The 21033-nt window shown below is 67.4% G+C and carries 15 protein-coding genes; 8 read left to right on the top strand and 7 right to left on the bottom strand.

The window, feature by feature from the left end:
- Positions 1-20: 20 nt before the first annotated feature.
- Complete coding sequence (locus AC3ITW_RS18295) at positions 21-1190, bottom strand: OprO/OprP family phosphate-selective porin (RefSeq protein ID WP_049421782.1); 1170 nt, start codon at positions 1188-1190, stop codon at positions 21-23.
- A gap of 332 nt (positions 1191-1522) precedes the next feature.
- Here AC3ITW_RS18295 and AC3ITW_RS18290 point away from each other — a divergent pair, with 332 nt between their 5' ends.
- Positions 1523-2866: a dicarboxylate/amino acid:cation symporter gene (locus tag AC3ITW_RS18290; RefSeq protein ID WP_489389823.1), complete on the top strand. Its 1344-nt coding sequence runs from the start codon at positions 1523-1525 to the stop codon at positions 2864-2866.
- Positions 2867-3096: 230 nt separating this feature from the next.
- A complete protein-coding gene (locus tag AC3ITW_RS18285; RefSeq protein WP_012512055.1) occupies positions 3097-5388 on the top strand; it encodes an NADP-dependent malic enzyme in 2292 nt (763 codons plus the stop codon).
- A gap of 459 nt (positions 5389-5847) precedes the next feature.
- Here the strand turns inward: AC3ITW_RS18285 and AC3ITW_RS18280 are convergent, their stop codons facing one another.
- Together AC3ITW_RS18280 and AC3ITW_RS18275 are read right to left on the bottom strand one after the other, a co-directional pair.
- The gene (locus AC3ITW_RS18280) at positions 5848-6585 is read right to left on the bottom strand and encodes a basic secretory protein-like protein (protein WP_154354826.1); all 738 of its coding nucleotides are present in this window, start codon (positions 6583-6585) and stop codon (positions 5848-5850) included.
- Entirely contained in the window at positions 6582-9926 is a 3345-nt protein-coding gene (locus AC3ITW_RS18275) for a GH92 family glycosyl hydrolase (RefSeq protein WP_489389822.1), read from the bottom strand. Before AC3ITW_RS18275 ends, AC3ITW_RS18280 begins: the two co-directional genes overlap by 4 nt.
- Positions 9927-10346: 420 nt before the next feature.
- On the opposite strand from AC3ITW_RS18275, the gene AC3ITW_RS18270 reads away from it, so the two are divergent.
- The 3 genes from AC3ITW_RS18270 to AC3ITW_RS18260 are packed head-to-tail and all read left to right on the top strand — an operon-like array spanning position 10347 to position 12987.
- Entirely contained in the window at positions 10347-10544 is a 198-nt protein-coding gene (locus tag AC3ITW_RS18270) for a zinc-finger domain-containing protein (protein WP_012512052.1), read from the top strand.
- Positions 10545-10559: 15 nt separating this feature from the next.
- Positions 10560-11675, top strand: a complete 1116-nt coding sequence (locus AC3ITW_RS18265; RefSeq protein ID WP_489389821.1) for a glycosyltransferase — start codon at positions 10560-10562, stop codon at positions 11673-11675.
- Positions 11656-12987, top strand: a complete 1332-nt coding sequence (locus tag AC3ITW_RS18260) for an O-antigen ligase family protein (RefSeq protein WP_100435225.1) — start codon at positions 11656-11658, stop codon at positions 12985-12987. Before AC3ITW_RS18265 ends, AC3ITW_RS18260 begins: the two co-directional genes overlap by 20 nt.
- A 100-nt stretch (positions 12988-13087) precedes the next feature.
- Here the strand turns inward: AC3ITW_RS18260 and AC3ITW_RS18255 are convergent, their stop codons facing one another.
- Positions 13088-14005, bottom strand: coding sequence for an LpxL/LpxP family Kdo(2)-lipid IV(A) lauroyl/palmitoleoyl acyltransferase (locus tag AC3ITW_RS18255; RefSeq protein ID WP_006390992.1), 918 nt, complete (start codon positions 14003-14005; stop codon positions 13088-13090).
- A gap of 60 nt (positions 14006-14065) precedes the next feature.
- Here AC3ITW_RS18255 and waaA point away from each other — a divergent pair, with 60 nt between their 5' ends.
- Together waaA and AC3ITW_RS18245 are read left to right on the top strand one after the other, a co-directional pair.
- Positions 14066-15364 carry a lipid IV(A) 3-deoxy-D-manno-octulosonic acid transferase gene (gene waaA / locus AC3ITW_RS18250; RefSeq protein WP_012512050.1) on the top strand — a complete coding sequence of 433 codons (1299 nt, stop codon included), beginning with the start codon at positions 14066-14068 and terminating at the stop codon, positions 15362-15364.
- A 213-nt stretch (positions 15365-15577) separates the two neighbouring features.
- A complete protein-coding gene (locus AC3ITW_RS18245) occupies positions 15578-16828 on the top strand; it encodes an amino acid transporter (RefSeq protein WP_489389820.1) in 1251 nt (416 codons plus the stop codon).
- Positions 16829-16928: 100 nt separating this feature from the next.
- Here AC3ITW_RS18245 and AC3ITW_RS18240 read toward each other — a convergent pair whose 3' ends face one another.
- From AC3ITW_RS18240 to AC3ITW_RS18230, 3 genes are all read right to left on the bottom strand, one after another.
- Positions 16929-18287, bottom strand: coding sequence for a TolC family outer membrane protein (locus AC3ITW_RS18240; protein WP_006390986.1), 1359 nt, complete (start codon positions 18285-18287; stop codon positions 16929-16931).
- Between the two features lie 16 nt (positions 18288-18303).
- Positions 18304-18951 (bottom strand): protein-L-isoaspartate O-methyltransferase family protein, encoded by a 648-nt coding sequence (locus AC3ITW_RS18235; protein WP_006390984.1) that lies wholly within the window; start codon positions 18949-18951, stop codon positions 18304-18306.
- 136 nt (positions 18952-19087) lie between these two features.
- Positions 19088-19768 carry a TetR/AcrR family transcriptional regulator gene (locus AC3ITW_RS18230; protein WP_006390982.1) on the bottom strand — a complete coding sequence of 227 codons (681 nt, stop codon included), beginning with the start codon at positions 19766-19768 and terminating at the stop codon, positions 19088-19090.
- Positions 19769-19891: 123 nt separating this feature from the next.
- Between AC3ITW_RS18230 and AC3ITW_RS18225 the strand changes: the two genes are divergently transcribed.
- Positions 19892-21031 carry an efflux RND transporter periplasmic adaptor subunit gene (locus tag AC3ITW_RS18225; RefSeq protein ID WP_012512046.1) on the top strand — a complete coding sequence of 380 codons (1140 nt, stop codon included), beginning with the start codon at positions 19892-19894 and terminating at the stop codon, positions 21029-21031.
- Positions 21032-21033: the final 2 nt, after the last annotated feature.

Genomic DNA, 21033 nt, shown 5'->3' with positions numbered 1-21033 from the left:
GGGATCTGACGTGGAAGGGGTCAGAAGTGCATCTGCGCGCGCAGTTCGAAGATCTCCGGCGTGCTGTGCACGCCGCGACGGCTGGCGTCGACCTTGACGTAGTTGGCCTGGAACTTGAAGTGGCTGGTCAGGTACCAGTTCGCACCCAGAGTGAGGTCGTGCTGGCGGCCGCCGAGGATGCTGCCATCGTCGAGGTCGAGGCGGCTGTAGCGGGCCACCAGTTCCACTGCGCCGTAGTCGTGGGCCGGCTTGATGTTGGCCACCGCACCGGCGTTGTACGGGCGCGATTCGCCGGTCAGCACCCAGCTGGCCATCGCGTACTGGCCGCTGCCGGTGTAGTCGGGCTTGCCGTCATTGCGGGTGACCGTGGCGCGCAGGGCTTCGGCCTGCAGCGAGAACGGGCCGCGGATCCAGATGCCTTCCAGGCCGGTGCGGCGGATCTGGTCGGCGGTGACCAGCGCGCCGGAATCGACATAGCGGATGTCGGTCAGGCCTGCTTCCGGACGTGCGCGCAGGCGCGCGCTGGCCTCGTGGTGCACGTCGCGGCCATCGCTGTAACCGCGCGGATTTTCCTGCGAGTAGGCCAGGCCCAGGTGGATCACGTCACCCGGCGCCTTCACCGGGGTCCACACCGCACGCACGGCCTGGGTGGTGCCCGGGTTGTCACCCTGCAGGTCCTTGCCGCCATAGGCGCCGGCCTGCAGCAGGTACTGCGGGCGCTCAAGCACCCATTCCACACCCGTGCGGCGGCCAGCGTAGAAGGCCTGCACCGGCAGCGCGGTTTCCAGGAAGCTGCCGGCGCGCGAGGACGTGTTCGCGTCCAGGCCGACCGGGGTCTTCATGTAGCCGAAGCGGAAGCGGCCGATGTCGCGGCCGAAGAAGGCCTTGCTTTCGAAGCGCACGAACACGTCCAGCCAGGTATCGGACTGGAAGTCGTAATAGACCATCGCGTCGTAGACGCCCTTCTTCTTCAGCGTCGCACCGAACTCCTTGCGGCGCACGGCGTCGTCGTCCTCAAGGCCACTGCCCGAGGAGAAATCGTTGTAGTCGTAGGCGATGTTGGCGGTAGCGGCCAGCTCGGTGCCGTCGCCGAAGGCGTACTTGGTCGGCCAGTTGTCGAAATCGGCAGCCGAAGCGAAGGCGGGAAGCGCGGCCAGCGACAGGGCCAGCAAGGTGGGAATCGGGCGCATGTTGGGTGCGGCTCTCTCAGATTGCGTGTGGACAGGACAACAACGGCCGCAAGGGCCGGAACTTTCGCAATGACGCGCCCGGCCGTTCAGCTCGGGCCACCGGCCTCCCCGTGATCGGGCGGTGCGGCGCCAGTGTAGGCATCGCGGCCACCTGAACCGGGGGGCTAGTACCAATAGGTTATCTGCGCCAGCGTGCCCGGCGCGTACAAAGGCGTCCATTGGTCGCACCCCCTGCGCGTGCTGCACAGGGCCTGCGGTCAGTTTCCACGGTAACGGTTCCCGTGCAGTCCCGGGGCCGTACGTGCCTGAAAACGCCCCTTCCGGAGTCCGCCATGCACATCCCGACCGCAGCACTGGTGCCTGCAAAGCCGTTGCCGATCTATCGCCAGCTGTACTTCCAGGTGATCGTGGCGATCGTCCTGGGCGCCATCCTCGGCCACTACGAACCGTTGATCGGCGAGAAGATGAAGCCGCTCGGCGATGCCTTCATCAACCTGGTGAAGATGATCATCGCACCGGTGATCTTCCTGACCATCGTCACCGGCATCGCCGGCATGACCCACCTGCGCACGGTGGGCCGCGTATTCGCCAAGGCGATGGCGTACTTCCTGTTCTTCTCCACGCTGGCGCTGATCGTCGGCATGATCGTGGCGCACGTGGTGCAGCCCGGCGCCGGCATGAACATCAACCCGGCCGAGCTGGACCAGACCGCGGTGCACAGCTACGTCGAGAAGTCGCATGACCTGACCCTGGTCGGCTTCCTGATGGACATCATCCCGAAGACGCTGCTCAGCGCGTTCGTCGATGGCAACATCCTGCAGGTGCTGTTCGTGGCCGTGCTGTTCGGCATCGCGCTGGCATCGGTGGGCGAGAAGGGCAAGCCGATCGTGAACTTCCTGGAGGCGCTGGTCGCCCCGGTGTTCAAGCTGGTCCACATCCTGATGAAGGCCGCGCCGATCGGTGCCTTCGGCGCAATCGCCTTCACCATCGGCAAGTACGGCGTTGGCTCGCTGATCAACCTGGCCTGGCTGGTGGGTTCGTTCTACCTCACCGCCTTCCTGTTCGTGGCGGTCATCCTGGGCCTGGTCTGCCGCCTGTGCGGCTTCTCGGTGTTCAAGCTGGCGCGCTACCTGAAGGCCGAACTGCTGCTGGTGCTGGGCACCTCCTCGTCGGAGTCGGCGCTGCCGTCGCTGATGGAGAAGATGGAACGCGCCGGCTGCAGCAAGTCGGTGGTGGGCCTGGTGGTCCCGACCGGCTACTCGTTCAACCTGGACGGCACCAACATCTACATGACCCTGGCCGCGCTGTTCATCGCCCAGGCCACCAACACCGAACTGACCCTGGGCCATCAGATTGCCCTGCTGCTGGTCGCCATGCTCAGCTCCAAGGGCGCGGCCGGCGTCACCGGCGCCGGCTTCATCACCCTGGCCGCCACCCTGGCCGTGGTGCCGGAGGTGCCGGTGGCCGGCATGGCGCTGATCCTGGGCGTGGACCGCTTCATGAGCGAATGCCGCTCGCTGACCAACTTCATCGGCAATGCCGTGGCCACCGTGGTGGTCTCGCGCTGGGAGGGGGCGCTGGACCGCAACCGCCTGAAGCTGGCGCTGGATGGCCGCGAAAGCGAACTGCCGCCGCTGATCGATGCCGTGCCCGAGGCGCTGCCGGCCAGGGGCTGATCCAGGTGTGTGGTACCGCGGGGCCGATCACGACAGTGGTACGGCCCCGCGGCGTTTCAAGGCGTCCCATGGCTGTCATGGGACGCACCGAAGCTGGTGTCGCGGTACCGTCGCATACGGCACGGAATTGTGCGGTCGCAGCATGCCTGCGACAGGATAGCGACAGGTCCAGACGCTCCAACGGGGGTATCATCCCCTGTCCCTTCTGCCCATTCATGTAACCCACATCGATGTCCAACGAAGATTTCAAACAGGCCGCCCTCGATTACCACCGGATGTCCCCGCCGGGAAAGATCAAGGTTTCCGCTACCAAGCCCATGCTGACCCAGCGCGACCTGTCGCTGGCGTATTCGCCGGGCGTGGCGTACGCCTGTGAAGCGATCAAGGCCGACCCGCAGCAGGCCAGCGAGCTGACCGCCCGTGGCAACCTGGTGGCGGTGATCTCCAACGGCACCGCGGTGCTGGGCCTGGGCAACATCGGCGCGCTGGCCGGCAAGCCGGTGATGGAAGGCAAGGGTGTGCTGTTCCAGAAGTTCGCCGGCATCGATGTGTTCGACATCGAAGTGGATGAAACCGACCCGGACAAGCTGGTCGACATCATCGCCTCGCTGGAACCGACCTTCGGCGGCATCAATCTGGAAGACATCAAGGCACCGGAGTGCTTCATTGTCGAGCGCAAGCTGCGCGAGCGCATGAAGATCCCGGTGTTCCATGACGACCAGCACGGCACCGCGATCATCGTCGGTGCGGCGGTGCTCAACGCCATGGCGATCACCGGCAAGAAGATCGAGGAAGTGAAGCTGGCGACCACGGGCATGGGCGCGGCCGGCATTTCCTGCGTGAACATGCTGGTACAGCTGGGCCTGAAGCCGGAAAACATCCTGGCCTTCGACCGCGAGGGCGTGATCCACACCGGCCGTACCGATCTGGACCCGGAAAAGCAGCGCTATGCGCGCGATACCGACAAGCGCAGCCTGGCCGAGATCGTCGACGGTGCGGATATCTTCCTGGGCCTGTCGGCGCCGGGCATCCTGACTGCCGAGATGGTCAAGACGATGGCGCCGGACCCGGTGATCTTCGCGCTGGCCAACCCGACCCCGGAAATCATGCCGGAGCTGGCGCGCGCGGCGCGCCCGGACGCGATCATCGGCACCGGCCGTTCGGACTACCCGAACCAGGTCAACAACGTGCTGTGCTTCCCGTACCTGTTCCGTGGTGCGCTGGACGTGGGCGCGACCGCGATCAACGAGGAAATGAAGATCGCCTGCGTGCGCGCGATCGCCGCGCTGGCGCGTCGTGCGGCCACCGACATGGGTTCGGCCTATGGCGGCGAGACCCCGAGCTTCGGCCGCGAATACCTGATTCCGCGCCCGTTCGACCGCCGCCTGCTGGTGGAGCTGTCGGCTGCGGTGGCGCAGGCTGCGATGGATTCGGGCGTGGCCGCCCGTCCGATCGCCGACATGGGCGCCTACCGCGACAAGCTGGCCCAGTTCGTCTATCGCACCAGCCTGATGATGAAGCCGGTCTACGATCGCGCACGCAGTGACAAGCAGCGCGTGGTCTACGCCGAAGGCGAAGAGGAAGTGGTGCTGCAGGCGGTGCAGAACGTGGTCGACGACGGCCTGGCGCATCCGATCCTGATCGGTCGCCCGGAAGTGATCGAGTCGCGCATCGAGCGCCTCGGCCTGCGCCTGAAGATCGGCGAGAACATTGAAGTCACCAACATCAATGACGACCCGCGCTTCAACGAATACTGGCAGTACTACCACGGCCTGACCGGCCGTCGTGGCGTGACCGTCGCCGCGGCGAAGAACCTGATGCGTTCGCGTCCGACCCTGATCGCGGCGGTGATGGTGGCCCGTGGTGAAGCCGATGCGATGCTGACCGGCATCGTCGGGCGTTTCCACAAGAAGCTGGGTTACGTGCGCAGCGTGCTGCCGCTGGAATCGAAGGTCACCTCGACCTCGGCGATGACCGGTGTGATCAACCAGCAGGGCGTGTTCTTCTTCGTCGATACGCACGTGCAGGAAGATCCGACCGCCGAGCAGCTGTGCGAAGCGACCCTGCAGGCCGCCTACCGCATGAAGCTGTTCGGCGTGGAACCGAAGGTGGCGCTGCTGTCGCACTCCAACTTCGGCAGCCACGACTCGAAGGATGCGCTGAAGATGCGCCAGGTGCGCGAGCTGCTGCTCAAGCGCAACCCGCGTCTGAACGTGGATGGCGAGATGCAGGGCGACACCGCATGGGATGAAGCGCTGCGCCAGAAACTGCTGCCGGGTTCGACCCTGCAGGGCCGTGCCAACCTGTTCGTGCTGCCGAACCTGGAAGCGGCCAACATCGCCTACAACCTGGTGCGCGTGTTCACCGACGGCGTGGCGATCGGCCCGATCCTGATGGGCGTGAACAAGCCGGTGCACATCCTGACCACCAGCGCGACCTCGCGCCGGATCCTGAACATGACCGCGATTGCCGCGGTGGATGCGCAGATCCGCAAGCAGCTGGAAGCGGAAAAGAAGGCGTAAGCCTTCTTTCCAGCGACAGCTGCAGAAACGCGCCCCGCGGGGCGCGTTTCTGTTTCCGCAAAGCGGAAACGGGTAGTGCCTGCCGCTGGCCGGCAACCGCAATCATGTCCACCGCCACTGCAGCCGGCCAGCGGCCGGCTCTACCGCCCGCCGGCCTGTGCCACACGCGCTACGCCGCCCGGTCATGTCCCTGCAACGCCTTTGCGGCCCAATACGCCCACGTGGCCCGGCCGCGGGAAGGGACCGGACCGGCCTTCCTGCCCTGGGCCCGACCAACTTTCCATCGGCGAGGGTGCCATGCGCAATCGAGTGACGCGTCGTTATTTCCGGCAGCTGTTCGCGCTGTACGCCGGCTTCGTGCGGTCGCGCTGAGGCAGCGATGTGGTAGCGCCGGGCCATGCCCGGCGAGCGCGCAGCGCGGCGCTCTGCATTCCGCCGGGCATGGCCCGGCGCTACCCGTCAGCGCTTGCCGCGGCGTGCTGGCGCCGGCGGCGCATCCGAACGCGGCTTGGCGTACTGCGCCCACAGTGCCGGCAACGCCTTGCCGGTCTGCTTCTGCCACAGCGCAGGCGTGTAGCGACCATCGCGCAGGGCCTTGTCCAGCGCCAGTACCAGGCCCGGATGCTCGGTCTCGGCCCACTTCAGGAAGGCGCCGGTGACCCGGTAGCCGCTGTCGACGTTCTGCCCCTTCTCGACCTTGACCGGCAATGCCCAGCCGGCGGCGGCGTTATCCATGCCATAGCGGTCGCGGGCGTAGTCGGCGATGCCTTCCACCAGCCAGCCCGGTACCCGTGCATCGCCGTAGCCGGGATACCCCTGCACGATGTGCATCGCCTCATGGGTAACCAGGTCGATGTCGTTCGGGTGTTGCGCCAGCCAACCCGGATTGATGGTGATCGTCGCCGCCTGTTCCTTGTCGCCAACGAAGGCGATGCCGGTGTAGGCCGGATCGATCACGATGCGCACCATCGACGGCGCCGCCGGATGGAAGTCCGCGCGTTCGCGCAGATAGGCGAAGAAGAACGTATCGATCACCCGCTTGCGCTGCGGCGCGGCCAGGGCGCCACGGGCGTCCTGGTAGTTCAGCGTCACGCCATCGCGGGTCAGCTGCGTATCGAACGCCTGGGTCTGGCCGAAGCTGGAGAAGGACAGGGCAACAAGGGCCAGAGGCAGCAGACGGTAGCGCATAGGACTCATTGTACGGTGCTGGCTGCCAACAGTTCGATCTCCGCCAACGGCAGCCGACCCGGTGCCAGCAGGCGCAGGCGATACTCGCTGTAGCGGCCAGGCTTGGCGATGCGGAACGGACGGGTCTGGCGGGCGGACGCGAAGTCCTCACCACTACGCTGGTCGAGCACGGTCCAGCCGCCATTGCCGTTGCGTGCCTCCAGTGCCCATTCGCCGCCACGGATGCTGCCGTCGCCACTGGTCAACGTGTACATCGTCGGGGTGCCGTCGGTCAGGCCGCTCAGCGCGATGGTTGCGCCACCGCCCAGGCCCACCGTGGTGGTGGCATCGTCATCGACCAGTGCGGGCAGGGCGCGGCCATCGGCCAGCGTTGCTTTCGTACCGCTGCCGAGCAGGTCGTGCAGCAGCTGCGGGCGCTGGCCACGCGCGGTCAACGAGCGCGGAACATCGTCCACGCCACTGCCCCAGCGCGACGGCTGCGGGCCCATCACGAAGTCCAGGGTCGCGCCCTTGGCGATCACTTCGTGCGGCACCCAGGTCTTCGTCCACGGCGTGCCGTTGATCTTCAGCGACTGCACGTAGACGTTCTCGCGCGAGTTGTTGGCCGCGTTCACGGTCAGCACCGCGCCGCCCTGCAGTTCCACCCGCGCATGCTGGAACGCCGGCGAGCCGATCACGTACTCCGGCGCGCCCATGCGCAGCGGGTACAGGCCCAGCGACGCCAGCACATACCATGCCGAGGTCTCGCCGTTGTCCTCGTCTCCCGGATAACCCTGGCCGATCTCGCTGCCGACATACAGCCGCGACAGGATCTCGCGCACGTGCTGCTGGGTCTTCCACGGCTGCCCGGCATACAGGTACATCCACGGGATGTGATGCGCCGGCTGGTTGCTGTGCGCGTACATGCCCATGCGCACATCGCGTGCTTCGGTCATTTCATGGATGGTGCCGCCGTAGGAGCCGGCGAACGCCGCGTCGGCGGTTTCCGGCGTGGCGAAGAAGGTGTCCAGCTTGGCGGCCAGCCTGTCGCGGCCACCGTACAGCGCGGCCAGGCCTTCGCCGTCGTGTGCGGCGGTGAAGGCGAACGTCCAGCCATTGGATTCGGTGTAATCGTGGCCCCACACGCGCGGGTCGTAGTGCTTGGCGTCCACCCGCCAGCGGCCATCGGCCCTGCGGCCCTGGAAGAAGCCTGCGGCCGGGTCGAACATCGTCGCGTAGCTGGCGGCGCGGTGACGGAAGTAGTCGGCCTCGGTGCTGTAGCGCTCGCGTGCGGCGGGCGTGGTGGCGCGCTTGGCCAGGGCCTCGGCCATGTTGGCGATGCCGAAATCGTTGAGCGCACCTTCCATCGTCCACGACATGCCTTCATGCACGTCAGCGCTGGCGTAGCCACGGAAGGTCGAGCGCTCCATGCCCTTGCGGCCGACATGGCGGTCCGGCGGTACCACCGTGGCGTTCTTCAGTGCGGCGGCATAGGCCTCGGCCGGGTCAAAGCCACCGATGCCTTTCAGCCACGCATCTGCAAACGCCACGTCCGAGCTGGTGCCGACCATCAGATCGGCGTAGCCCGGCGACGACCAGCGTGCGATCCAGCCGCCGGCACGGTACTGCTCGATGAAACCCTGCACCAGCTGCCCGGCATCCTCCGGAGTGAACAGCGCATAGGCCGGCCAGGTGGTGCGGAAGGTGTCCCAGAAGCCGTTGTTGACGAACACCTTGCCATCGCGCACGGCGGCAAAGCTGCGGGTCGCGCTGCCGTCGGTGTTGTCGTCACTGGCGCTGGCCTGGTTGGCGTAGCGCCAGTCCGGCGCCGCCGCGCTGCCCACGTTCTCGTGGCCGGAGTTGGGGTACAGGTAGAGACGGTACAGGCTGGAATACAGCGTGGTCTTCTGGTCGTCGCTGGCATTGCCGATATCGAAGCGGGCCAGGCGGGCGTCCCATGCATCCTGGGCGCGACCGGCCACGCTTTCCAGCGTGTCGGTGGTGGCGATTTCCAGTGCGAGGTTGTGCCGCGCCTGTTCCACCGACATCAGCGAGGTGGCGATGCGCATGGTCACCCGGCGCTCGCTGCCGGTGTCGAACGTGATGTAGCCGGTGGGGCGGCCTGTATCGAGACGGCCGCTGCTGCGCCAAGGCTTGTCGAAGCTGGCCACCACGTACATGCGGCTGGCGCCGTTGGACAGGCCGCTGCGGGTATCGGTGTAGCCGGACAGCGTCTGCGTCGCAGCGTCCAGGGTCAGGCCGCCACGTGCATCGACGTTGTCGAACAGCAGGTTGGCGTTGCCGTCTGCGGGGAAGTCGAAGCGGAACACTGCGGCATGGTCGGTCGGTGCGATCGAGGCCGCGATGCCATTGTCGAAGCGCACGTCGTAGCGATACGGGCGCGCGCTTTCATGGCTGCGATCGAACGACAGTGCGCGCTTGCGGCGGTCTGCCTCCGGCACACCACGACTGGCCGAGGGCATCACCTGGAAGGTCTGGCGGTCGCCCATCCACGGGCTGGGCTGGTGGCTCAGCGCAAGCGCCTGCAGCTGCGGCCGGTTCTGTGCGTCGTTCTGTTCGTTCCAGCGGTACAGCCAGTTCAGCGCACCGGCATCGGTCACCGGGGTCCAGAAGTTGAATCCGTGCGGCACAGCGGTGGCCGGGAAATTGTTGCCGCGCGAGAAGGTGCCGTTGGCCTGGGTGCCACGGGTGGTCAGCACCCAGTCGGAGACGCGCTGCGGTCGCTGGTGTGGCTGCGCGTCGAGGCGCACATCGTCGATCCAGCCGGATACCGGTGCGCCGTCGGCACTGGCCACTTCCAGTTCGATCGCCACCACGCGGCGGCCCTTCAGCGCGGCCACGTCGCCCAGGCGTACCGCTTTGCGCGCCCACTGCTGCGGATACAGCGTCTTCGAATCGCCCTGCGCGCGCGCGCTGATGGCCACGCCATGCTGGTCGCGGGCAGTGCCGGCCGAAACCCTGCTGCCATCGTCCAGCAGCAGGTCCAGCGAGACATAGGTCGAGGCCACGCTGTCCTTGCCGACGATTTCCGGCAGCACCAACCACGACAGCGTGGTATCGGCCTCGATGGCCAGGTCTGTCTTGAACAGTTCGCGCCGCGCGTTACCGCCAGCGCTGCTGTAGCGCAGTGCATGCAGGCCGCTGTAGCCGGCGTTGCGCTTGGCGGTGTAGGGCGCTGCAGGGCCGTTGCCGATCGTGACCTGCAGTGCGCCCGCGGTCTGGGTCGGAGCTGGCTCACCGGGCTCGAACGAGGTCTGCAGCCCCTGTGCCAGCACCGGCATCGCAGTGGTCGCACAGGCCAGGGCCAGGGCGAGCGGAAGCAGGGCGCGGCGCGGATCGGACAGGGTCATGCAAGGGTCTCCCGGAGGGGCAGGCGGCAGGCAGAACCCGCATCGGCAGACACCACAGGCAGCATCGCTCCGCCCGCCAGGCTGGCAGTGGTAGAGGCGATGCTGGTCCGGTGGGGGCGGGCCATGCGATCGGGTCGGATTGAGCAGGTCGGGTTACGACCTGGCCCGATCCTGCAACAGCCATCGCGGCCTGACAAGTGCCATTTAGTTCGATCCAAATGCGGGAAATATCGCTGTCGGCCGATTTTCGGCATGAACCTGCAGGATCGGTCGGGAATTTCCACCGGCACCCCGTCCCGAGGCGGCATGCAAGGCCGCAGGGAATCGGCCCGGTACGCGCAAAGACCTGTTGCGGCGCAATGTCAGGGCAGCCCGGATGCTAGAATCGCAGGCCTCGCAACCCGTTCATCGACATCCGCCATGAGCCATACCGCCACCGCGCCCGCCAACGCCGAAAAGCGCTACACCGTGCACCGCAGCGATCTGCCGCTGAGCTGCCCGACGCCGGAAATGGCGCTGTGGAACTCGCATCCGCGCGTGTACCTGCCGATCGAAGACGAGCCCAACGGCGAAGCGAAGTGCGCGTACTGCGGCTCCGTGTTCGTGCTGGCCGACTAAGCAGGCCTTCGATCGATGCGCCGATTGACCGTGGTGCAGTTGCTGCCGGCGCTGCACTCCGGCGGTGTCGAGCGCTCGACCCTTGAAATTGCTGCGGCGCTGGTGGCTGCCGGCCATCGCGCGCTGGTGGTGTCCGCTGGCGGTCGCCTGGTACAGCCGCTGCTCGATAGTGGTGCCGAGCATCTCACCCTCGATATCGGCCGCAAGTCGCTGCTGACCCTGCGTCACCTGCCGACCCTGCGTCGCCTGTTCACCGAGGTCGGTGCGGATATCGTGCATGCCCGTTCGCGGTTGCCGGCCTGGCTGGGCCTGTACGCGATCCGTGCCATGCCTGCCGCGCAGCGCCCGCACTGGGTGACTACCGTGCACGGCCTGAATTCGCCCAGTCGCTACAGCGCGGTGATGACCAGCGGTGAACGCGTGATCTGCGTGTCCAACACTGTGCGCGACTATGTGCATCGGCACTATCCGACGGTTCCCGAAGCGAGGCTGCAGGTGATTCCGCGCGGCGTCGATGTCGGCCAGTTCCCGCGCGTGGCGCGTGCTGATCGCCGTCCGCGGCTGGCGCTGGCCGCGGATTACCCGTGGCTGGCCCAGGTTGAAGGGCCGCTGCTGCTGCTGCCGGGGCGGGGCACCCGCCTGAAGGGCCACGCACACGCGCTGCAGCTGCTGGCTGACGTGCGCGCCACCGGTGTGGCAGCGCAGCTGTGGATGCTGGGCACCGACGAACCCGGCCGCGAAGCCTACGTGGCTGATCTGCGCAGGCAGGCGGCGGCGCTGGGCATCGCCGACGCGGTGCAGATCAGCACGCCGACCGCGCGCATCGCCCAGGCCTATGCCGCCAGCGACCTGGTGCTGCAGCTGTCGGACAAGCCCGAAGCATTCGGCCGCACCGTGGTCGAGGCGTTGTCGGTCGGTCGCGCGGTACTGGGCTGGGACCATGGCGGCGTCGGCGAACTGCTGCGTCAGCTGCAGCCCAGCGGCGCGGTGCCGCTCGGTGATGCGCGCGCACTGGGTGAACGCGCGCTGGCCCTGCTGGCGCAGCCGCCGTCCTTGCCGACCCGCATCCCGTTTACCCTGCAGGCCATGCAGCGCGATACCCTCCGCCTCTATGCCGACCTCGCTGGCTGATCCTGCCGTCATCGTGCGCGACGACCGCGCCGGGCGCTGGGCGCCCTGGTGGGTGCTGGCGTACGTGGCGATGTGGCCGTTGCCGGGCATCGCCGAAACCGTGCTCGGACTTGGCGCGCTCTATGCTGCCGCGCGCATGGTCATGCGTCGGCTGCAGCGCCGCCCGCACCTGTTGAGCACGGCGGCGTGGGCGCTGACCTCGATCCTGTTCCTCGGCTATTGGCTGCCGCAGGCGTTTTCCGCGTTCGATGCCATCGATCCGGGGGCGTCGTGGACCAAGGCCGCCGCCGGCCTGCGCTATTTGCCCTTCATGTGGCTGGTGGCGATTGCCGTGGCCACGCCGGAGCGGCGACGGCTGACCTTCGGCGGGCTGGCGCTGATCACCGCTGCCTGGACGCTGGATGCGCTGGTGCAGGCAGCCGCCGGCACCAGCCCGTGGTTCTGGTCGCTGGAACACCTGAAGCTGGCCGTGAGCGGCCACGCGTTGTGTCCGGCCGACGAGGCCGCGCTGGCTGACCGCCTCAGTGGCGCACTGGGTCCGTGCAACCTGAAGTTCGGCCAGGTGCTGGCCAGCCTGTCGCCGTTCCTGTTGCTGCCGGTAGCGCGCCGCTTCGGTAACCTGGGCTGGGTGTTGGCAGCGGCGGCGCTGGGCAGCGTGCTGCTGCTGGCCGGCTCTCGCGCGTCATGGATCACTTTCGCGCTGGTGCTGGCCTACAGCGGCGTGCGCCAGTTCGGCTGGAAGCGGTTGGCTTTGCTCGCGCTGCTCGCGGTTCTCGGAGCGGGCGCGCTGACCGCCAGCGTGCCACAGCTTCGCGAACGCTTCGCGCGTACCGCGATGGCCTGGGATGGAGGCGAGCGTGGCGTCGACGAAGCGCTGTCCGGGCGTGCAAGGATCTGGGAAGCCGCCGCCTGCATGATCGAGGCGCATCCGATCAACGGAGTCGGCGCGCGTGGCTTCCGCGATGCCTATCCGGACTGCGTGGCTGAGGAGGGCCCTGCGGTGTGGGGCAATGCTCCGGCCTTGCATGCCCACCAGATCGTGCTGGAAATCCTTGCTGAAACCGGCGTTCTCGGCCTGCTGCTGTGGTTGGCCGCGGTCGCCCAGGCCTGGCGTGCGTGGCGCTTCGCGCCCACCGCCGCCCGCGAGCGAGCGCGCCCGGCAATGCTGGCGCTGGCGGTCACGGTGTTTCCGCTCAACACCCACCTCGCGTTCTATTCCGCGTTCTGGGGTGGACTGACCGTGTTGTTGGCCGCATTGTTCGCCGGCAGCCTGCTGGCCCGCGAATCGGATGAATCTCCGCCGATGCAGTAGTTGCCAACCTTGGTTGGCTCTTCGGGACCGGCCTCGGTTCATCGGCGCCAACCAAGGTTGGCGACTACCATGAGCACGCCGGCCCTTCCACGGCATCCGGTTATTTGTAGAAATCGCTCCGCCCGCCAGGCTGGCGCTTGAACCGCCGATGGATCCACAGGTACTGGTCGGGGGCTTCGCGCACCATCGCTTCGATGGCCTGGTTGACCCGCGTGGTATCGGCTTCCACATCCTCGCTGGGAAAATTCTCCAGCGGCGCGCCGATCTTCAGGAAGTACTTCCCGCCTTCGCGGCGGTGGAAATACGGGATCACCGCACAGCCGGTCATCCGTGCCAGCTGGTGGGTGGCGGTAATGGTGGATGCGGTATGGCCGAAGAACGGCACGAACACGGTGTCCTTGCCGCGCATGTCCTGGTCCGGCGCGTACCAGAGGAAGCCGCCCTTCTTCAGGTGGCGCACCGTGGCGCGGATGTCCTCGTTGGCGTACATCGCCTTGGCATAGCGCAGGCGACCGAACTTCACCGCCCACTCGTATACCGGATTCTTGTGCTTGCGGTACATGCCCGACAGGTCAACGTAGTCGCACAGCAGGCGGCCGCACATCTCCAGCGTCATGAAGTGGCCGGAGACCAGCAGCACGCCACGGCCCTCGGCCTGCATCTGCCGCAGATGTTCCAGACCCTCGATCTGCACCTGCGGGCGGATGCGGTCGATGCTGCCCCACCAGGCGCGGATGCACTCGAGTACGCCCACGCCCAGTGCGTCGAAGCTGTCGCGGACCAGGCGCTGTCGCCAGGCCTCGTCCTTTTCCGGGAAGCACAGTTTGAGGTTGACTTCGGCGGCGCGGCGGCGGCTGCCGAGCAGGCGCCAGCTGATCCAGCCGACGCCACGGCCCAGCGCACGCTGCAGCATCCACGGCAGGCGGGCGATGGCGAAGGCGCCGAGCATGGCGGCGAACATCGGCCAGTTGCGGGGATCGCGCAGCGACGGGCGGACGGCGGTGGTGGCATCGGACATGGCGCCATTCTACCAACCCGGCTGCGTGTCTTTCCCGGGGGGCTCCCGTATCCTTGCCGCATGCGTAAAGACCCTGTCGAATGGATCCTGCGCGGCCTGTACTCGGCCGTGCTCTACATCCTGCTGCCGATCACCGTGTACCACCTGGTCTGGCGCGGTTTCCGGGTCCGTGAATACTTCCGGCGCTGGGACGAGCGTTATGCCTCGTATCCGCAGCCGACCGGCCAGCCGAGGGTCTGGCTGCACGCAGTCTCGGTGGGCGAGGTCAACGCTGCCGCCCCGTTGGTGAACGCCCTGCGCCAGCAGCGCCCGGACATCCGCTGGGTCATCACCACCATCACCCCGACCGGTTCGGAGCGCGTGCGCGCACTGTGGGGAGACGCGCTGGACCACGTCTACCTGCCGTACGACGTACCGGGCAGCGTCAACCGCTTCCTCGGCCATTTCCAGCCCAGCCTGGCACTGATCCTGGAAACCGAGCTGTGGCCGAACATGCTGTTCGGCTGCCGCGACCGTCGCATCCCGGTCTATATCCTCAATGCCCGCCTGTCCGCGCGCTCGTTGCGAGGCTACCGCTTGCTGGCCGCACTGATCCGCCGCGCGCTGCGCACCGTCACCTGCGTTGCCGCACAGTCGCAGGACGATGCCGAGCGCTTCGTGCAGCTGGGTGCCGTGCCGGAACAGGTGCAGGCGCTGGGCAATCTGAAGTTCGATATCGCCACGCCGGACGTACAGGGCTTTGTCGAACAGTTCCATGCGCGGGTTGCGGCCGGGCGCCCGGTGTGGATCGCGGCCAGCACCCATGACGGCGAAGAACAGGCGGTGATCGACCTGCACCGACGCCTGCGCCAGCAGCACCCCGGCCTGTTGCTGCTGTGGGCGCCACGGCATCCCGAGCGCTTCCCGAAGGTGGAGGCGCTGGCGCGCGAACAGGGCTGGAACGTGGCGACCCGTCGCGCGAAGCAGTGGCCCGATGCCGATACCGATGTGTTCGTCATCGACACCCTGGGCGAGCTGATGCCGTTCTATGCCTGCGCACAGGTCGCGTTCGTCGGCGGCAGCCTGCAGCCGATCGGCGGCCACAACCTGCTGGAACCAGCGGCGATGGGCACCGCAGCGGTAACCGGTCCGCACCTGCACAACTTCGCCGAGATCTCGCGACGCATGCGCGAGGCCGGTGCGTTGCTGATCGGCGAGGACGTGCAGGCGGTCGGTGATCTGCTGCTGCATCTGCTCGACAGCGCGCAGGCGCGCGAAGACATGGCGCGTGCAGGGTGCACGTTGGTCAGCAACGGTCGCGGCGCATTGCAGCGCACGCTGGCGCTGGTTGCGCCGCACCTGCCGCCGCCTCGTCGCTAGGGTTGTGCCTACGCCCGCGGTCTCGCTGTCGCGAACGACTGCATCAATTCTGCTTAGCGGCCAGATTCCTGTCGTCGCCGGACCGTTTGCGTAGAAGGCAGCGTGCCTGCGATCACATCGCGGCATAGATCGCACGGAATCTGATACCGCCTCTTGGCGTGGGCTGCCAGCCTGCGGTCGCCCGCATGTGGGCGCATATCAAGAGGACTTGCGATGGATGGCGGCAGCAGCAGGGATGGCGTCGGCGGACTGCATCCCGGGAAGGAACATCTGGCGGTGGTTGCGCTGACGCTGCTGCTGGGAGGAAATGTGGTGGCGCGGGTCGGCCAGTACACCGCTGTCCAGGCCGGTCCAGCCATCGTGCTCAGTCTGCTGCTGGCCGCGTTGGCTGCCGGACTGGTGCTGTGCTGCGTGCAGGTCGTGCGCCAGCAATGGCCAGGCGTGGATGGCCTGCACGGGCTGCTGGTTGCAAGCTGGGGCAGGGGCCTCGCCGGCTTGCTGGGCGCCGTACTGCTGCTGGAACTGGTGGCGACGGCAGCAGGCGTCGCGCAGTCCGCTGCCCTGCATCTACATGCGGTGCTGGCCAGCCGCGGCATCAGCGCGGACAGCTGGCTGCCGGGCCCGTTGCTGGCGGCAGCAGGCCTGCTGCTGTTGGGAATGTTCGCGGTGTTGCCGCCGCGGCGTGCCGCACTGCTGGTCTGCGCACTGCTGACGGTGAAGATCGGTATCGGCGTGCTGCTGCTGGCGCTGGCGGCGCGGCATGTGGACTACGCCCATTGGATTCCGTGGTTGCCAGAGGCAACCGCGCCCTATCACTTCGGGCTGGGCGGCGTACTTGCCGCGAGCGTGTCGTTGCTGGGCGTGTTTGCCAGCGCAGGGCTGGCGCTGGGCTTTCCCGGCCTGCGCCTGCGAACGGTATCGCAGCAATCCAGGGTGCTGGCAGCGATGGTGTTGCTGGCCATGCTGCTGTTGATCCTGCTGGCTGCGCTGCAGGCGGGGCTGGTCGCATTCCCGGCGCTGGCCAGCCCGCGTCCGTTGTCGGTGGCACTGCAAGGCCATCCGGAACTGCAGTGGCTGCTGCCGCTGCTGCCTTTGGCCGGCATGGCCGGATTGGCGGCGCTGCTACTGGTGCTGGTGTTGCTGGCCGCACATCTGGCAATGGGGATGTGGTCCGTGGCATGCAAAGAGAAGCATGGGCCCAGGAAAACGCTGGCGACCGTGGTCGTTGTTCTGCTCTCGGCCTTGTTGGCGCTATGCGTGCCGATGGGGTGGCTGCCGGTGCTGCCTGGCCCGGCCGCCCTGCTGGTGACGGCAGCGCTGTGCCTTGGGGCACTGCGCACGCGGGAATGCGTGGAGGTGTCGCACGGCTCACGATGGTCGTTGACGATGCCGGTGCTGGCGCCCTTGGCGGCGGCACTGTGCCTGCTGTCGGCGGTGCTGCAGCTGCGCGCATGGCCCGGCTGATGCGCGGTAGTTCTGCGTCATGCGTGATTGCGTGCGCATGCGGCGTCCACAAAAAAGCCACCCTCGTGGGTGGCTTCTTCGTTGCCGGCAGGACGACGACTCAGTTCGTGGTCGTTGCCGGGTTGCCTGCGTCCTGGGTCAGCAGACGGTTGACGTCCTGCAGCTCGGCCACGTCCAGCGCGCCCAGCGACTGGCTCAGCAGCAGGCGGTTCTGCAGGAAGGTGTAGCGGGCCTGCGCATAGTCCAGCTGCGCCGAGAACAGGATGCGCTGGTTCTGGATCACGTCCAGCACGGTACGGGTACCGACTTCCAGGCCGACCTGCGACGCGTCGTACGCGCTCTGCGCCGAGACCACCGCCAGGCGGCGGGCTTCCACTTCGCTGATGCCCTGCACCAGGGTCTGGTAGGCATTGCGGGTGTTGCGGTCCAGGGCGCGCTTCTGCTGCTCGTAGCCGTCCTGGGCGATGTCGCGCTGGGCCAGCGCCTGGCGCACGCCGGACTGGGTGGCACCACCGGCGAAGATCGGCACGCTCAGGGTCAGCCCGATGCTGTTGGTGCGTGCATCCGGCGACAACGAGCCTGCACCGGTGCTGTCACCCCAGGTCGCGCTCTTGCCCCAGCTGCCGCCCAGCGACAGGGTCGGGTAGTGGCCACCACGTGCGGCCTGCACGCCGGCCTCGGCAGCGCTGACCTTCAGTTCCTGTGCCTTCAGTGCCGGATTCCCGGTGGTGGCCTGGTGCACCAGCTCATCGATGTTGCCGCGGTTGGCCGGCACTTCCGGGCGGAAGTCCGCCGGCAGGCCGCGCAGGTTTACCACCGGCTGGCCGGTCAGTTCGGTCAGCGCCTGGTAGTTATCGGCCAGGGTGTTCTGCGCAACGATGCTGTTGGCACGTGCCTGGTCGTACTGGGCACGTGCTTCGTGCACGTCGGTGATCGGCGCCAGGCCCACTTCCAGGCGCTTGTCGGCGAAGTCGAACTGCTTCTTCGCGGCCGCTTCATTGGTCTGCGCGGCGTTCAGCGATTCGATCGCCACCAGCACGTTGAAGTAGGCCGCCGAGGTGCGCACGATCAGGCTGTCGTTGGCCGAATCCAGGGTGAAATCCGCCGCCTTGCTCAGTTCGCGCTGCGAACGCAGGTTGTTGATCTGGGTCCAGTTGAACAGCGTCTGGCTGCCCTCGACCGTGTAATTGCGGCGCCTGCTGGAGACCGTGCCGGAGTTGGCATCGGCATTGGCCTCCGAACGCGAACGGGTCAGCTGGGCCTGGCCGGTGAGCTGCGGCAGCAGGGCGGCACGTGCCTGCACGGCGCCTTCCTTGTCGACCAGCCGGGTCGATTCGGCGGCGGACAGCTGCGGATCGCCGTTGCGCGCCATTTCATAGACCTGCAGCAGGTCGGCGGCATGGGCGGACAACGGCAGCAGGGCAGTGGCCAGCGCAACAGCGAGGGATCGGCGGATCATTGCGGCTTCCTTGGACTCAGAGGTGGAACTGGGGTGCCGGGGCGGCACCGCGCAGGTAATCGATATCGGTCTCGAACAGGGACTCGCTGCTGCCGTCGGCCTTGACCAGCAGGGCCTCCATTGCCGGCGAACGGCCATGGATCACGAACAGGCGACCACCTGGACGCAGCCACGATGCGAACTGTGACGGCACCACGTCGACGGCACCAGTGACACAGATCACGTCAAAGCGGCGTTCGGTCTGCCAGGCCAGGGCGTCGGCCACTTCCACGCGGACGTTGGTGCCCAGGCCGGAAGCATCCAGGCGCGCACGTGCGGCGGCAGCCAGCTCCGGGTCGATCTCCAGGCTCAGCACGTCGCGCGCCAGCGCGCCGATGCAGGCCGACAGGAAGCCGCTGCCGGTGCCGATTTCCAGCACTTCGTCACCCGGCTGCAGGTCCAGTGCCTGCAGGGTACGGCCCTCGATGACCGGCTTCATCATCTTCTGGCCATGGCCGATCGGCAGTTCAACATCGGCGTAGGCCAGCGCCCGGTGCGCGTCGGCGACGAAGGCCTCGCGCGGCAGGCGGGCCAGGACGTCGAGCACCTTGATGTCCAGCACGTCCCAGGGACGGATCTGCTGTTCCACCATCAGTTCGCGGGCGTGGGCGTAATCAATCGTCATGAGGTTCAAATCCAGCGCAGTGGGCCGGCCATTTTACCGGTGCCGGAGGCCGGCGGCGCGCCCAGAGCATCAGCTGCCGGGTGGCCGGGGTCGCAGTGCCGGAAGTCATCGCGACCTCCGGTTCGTTCAGTTTTGGTTATCCGGCCGTCCCGGGCCCTCTTGGCGCGTAGGCGCGCAGGAAGAAGTCGATGCTGGCGGTCACGTGGGTGAGAGGGTCGCATTCCACCGGTGACAGTGGCATGCCGCACATCATATGCATGTGCACTTCGCCCTTGACCAGGGTCAGGAACTGCTGGCCAGCCAGGTAATAGTCGGGGATGTCCAGTTCGCCGCGCGCGCCGCGCGCGCGCAGGAAGTCGGCCAGGGCCTCGCAGGTGCGCTCCGGGCCGGCCTGCCAGAACAGCTCGCGCAGGCGCTCATCGGTTTCCGGCGCCATCATCATGCGCTGGATGGAGATCGCCGCGTCGGAGGTGATCAACTCGAAGAAGGCCAGGCCGATGCCGATCAGCTGGTCGCGCAACGGTCCGTCCGCGTCGGCCACGAACAGCGCGTCAGGCAGCATTTCAATGCATTTTGACTGCACGGCCTCGGAGAACAGGGTCTCCTTGTCGCCGAAGTGGCTGTACACGGTCAGCTTCGAGACGCCGGCCTGAGCGGCGATGGTGTCCATGCTCACGCCGGTATAGCCCTGTTCGATGAACAGTGCCTTGGCTGCTTCAAGGATCGCCGCGCGCTTGCCGAGGTCCTTGGGGCGCCCGGGTCCGGCGGCCTTGGCAGCGGGCTTGGCCGACGGCTTGCGGGAAGTGGGAGAACTCATCACGACAATACTAGACCAAGCGGTTCGATATTTATACTATACCGACTGGTTCACTAATGTCCGTGTCGCAACAGTATGTTGCCGGCGCGTTCCCCCGGATCCCCTTTTCAGGTCTTGTACCTCATGAAGAACATGCGTTGGTTGGGTGTTGGCGTGCTGGCGGTGGTAGTGGCGGCTTGTGGCAGGCAGGCCGCCGAGCCGGTGGCGGCCATTCCGGTGCTGGTGGTACATCCCACCACGCAGGACGGACAGGCGCCGGCGGCCTACCCCGGCGAGGTACGCGCCCGCCAGGAGAGCCCGCTGTCGTTCCGGGTCGGCGGCAACCTGATCAAGCGTCATGTCGACGCTGGGCAACGCGTGAAGAAGGGCCAGCTGCTGGCCGAGCTGGACGTGGCCGACTACGCCTCGCAGGCAGCCGCCTCGCAGGCGCAGCTGGCGGCGGCGGAAGCCGACCTGGTACGCGCCCGCGATGACCAGAAGCGCTACGCCAAGCTGGCCGAGGACCAGCTGGTCAGCCGCTCGGCGCTGGACCAGCAGACCGCTGCGTTCAAGGCCGCGCAGGGCCAGGCCAATGCCGCCCGCGCCAACCTGGCGGTGGCCCGCAACCAGGCCGAGTACGCGCAGCTGCGCGCGCCGGCCGACGGCGTGATCGCCAGCCGCCAGGCCGAAGCCGGGCAGGTGGTCAGTGCCGGGCAGACGGTGTTCACCCTGGCCGCAGATGGTGGCCGCGAAGTGCTGATCGCGCTGCCGGAAAGCAACATCCGTGATTACAAGGTCGGGCAGCCGGTGCAGGTGGAACTGTGGAACCGCCCGGGCCAGCTGCTGCCGGGCACCCTGCGCGAGATCGCGCCGGCCGCCGATGCGCAGGCACGCACCTATGCCACGCGGGTCAGCCTGGCGCCGGAAGCCTTGAGCGAAGTGGAACTGGGCCAGAGCGCGCGGGTGTTCGCCGCCGCTGGCCGCAATGGTACCCTGCAGCTGCCGCTCGGCTCGGTGCTGCGCGGCAGTGATGGCAAGGCCAGCGTGTGGGTGGTCAATCCGTCCAATGGTGCGTTGAAGGCCACCCCGGTGACGGTCGGTGCCTATGGTGCGCAGGCGGTGCCGGTGCTGTCCGGCGTGGCCGCGGGTGACTGGGTGGTGGCTGCCGGTGGCCATCTGCTGCGCGAAGGCCAGGTGGTGACGCCGGTCGACCGCCAGAATCGTCCGGTGCTGGCACCGGCGGCCACGCCGGCCGCTGCGCCGGCCGCAGGCAAGGGGCACTGATC

The organism is Stenotrophomonas sp. KH_052 (genome assembly GCF_057838755.1).
Note: the sequence above shows the minus strand (reverse complement) of the source record. Positions and strands in the feature narration are given on the sequence as shown.

What these genes read in the sequence shown, in the direction of transcription:
- AC3ITW_RS18295 (WP_049421782.1), bottom strand. Translation starts at nt 1,190, where the DNA reads ATGCGCCCGATTCCCACCTTGCTGGCCCTGTCGCTGGCCGCGCTTCCC.
- AC3ITW_RS18290 (WP_489389823.1), top strand. Translation starts at nt 1,523, where the DNA reads ATGCACATCCCGACCGCAGCACTGGTGCCTGCAAAGCCGTTGCCGATC.
- AC3ITW_RS18285 (WP_012512055.1), top strand. Translation starts at nt 3,097, where the DNA reads ATGTCCAACGAAGATTTCAAACAGGCCGCCCTCGATTACCACCGGATG.
- AC3ITW_RS18280 (WP_154354826.1), bottom strand. Translation starts at nt 6,585, where the DNA reads ATGAGTCCTATGCGCTACCGTCTGCTGCCTCTGGCCCTTGTTGCCCTG.
- AC3ITW_RS18275 (WP_489389822.1), bottom strand. Translation starts at nt 9,926, where the DNA reads ATGACCCTGTCCGATCCGCGCCGCGCCCTGCTTCCGCTCGCCCTGGCC.
- AC3ITW_RS18270 (WP_012512052.1), top strand. Translation starts at nt 10,347, where the DNA reads ATGAGCCATACCGCCACCGCGCCCGCCAACGCCGAAAAGCGCTACACC.
- AC3ITW_RS18265 (WP_489389821.1), top strand. Translation starts at nt 10,560, where the DNA reads ATGCGCCGATTGACCGTGGTGCAGTTGCTGCCGGCGCTGCACTCCGGC.
- AC3ITW_RS18260 (WP_100435225.1), top strand. Translation starts at nt 11,656, where the DNA reads ATGCCGACCTCGCTGGCTGATCCTGCCGTCATCGTGCGCGACGACCGC.
- AC3ITW_RS18255 (WP_006390992.1), bottom strand. Translation starts at nt 14,005, where the DNA reads ATGTCCGATGCCACCACCGCCGTCCGCCCGTCGCTGCGCGATCCCCGC.
- waaA (WP_012512050.1), top strand. Translation starts at nt 14,066, where the DNA reads ATGCGTAAAGACCCTGTCGAATGGATCCTGCGCGGCCTGTACTCGGCC.
- AC3ITW_RS18245 (WP_489389820.1), top strand. Translation starts at nt 15,578, where the DNA reads ATGGATGGCGGCAGCAGCAGGGATGGCGTCGGCGGACTGCATCCCGGG.
- AC3ITW_RS18240 (WP_006390986.1), bottom strand. Translation starts at nt 18,287, where the DNA reads ATGATCCGCCGATCCCTCGCTGTTGCGCTGGCCACTGCCCTGCTGCCG.
- AC3ITW_RS18235 (WP_006390984.1), bottom strand. Translation starts at nt 18,951, where the DNA reads ATGACGATTGATTACGCCCACGCCCGCGAACTGATGGTGGAACAGCAG.
- AC3ITW_RS18230 (WP_006390982.1), bottom strand. Translation starts at nt 19,768, where the DNA reads ATGAGTTCTCCCACTTCCCGCAAGCCGTCGGCCAAGCCCGCTGCCAAG.
- AC3ITW_RS18225 (WP_012512046.1), top strand. Translation starts at nt 19,892, where the DNA reads ATGAAGAACATGCGTTGGTTGGGTGTTGGCGTGCTGGCGGTGGTAGTG.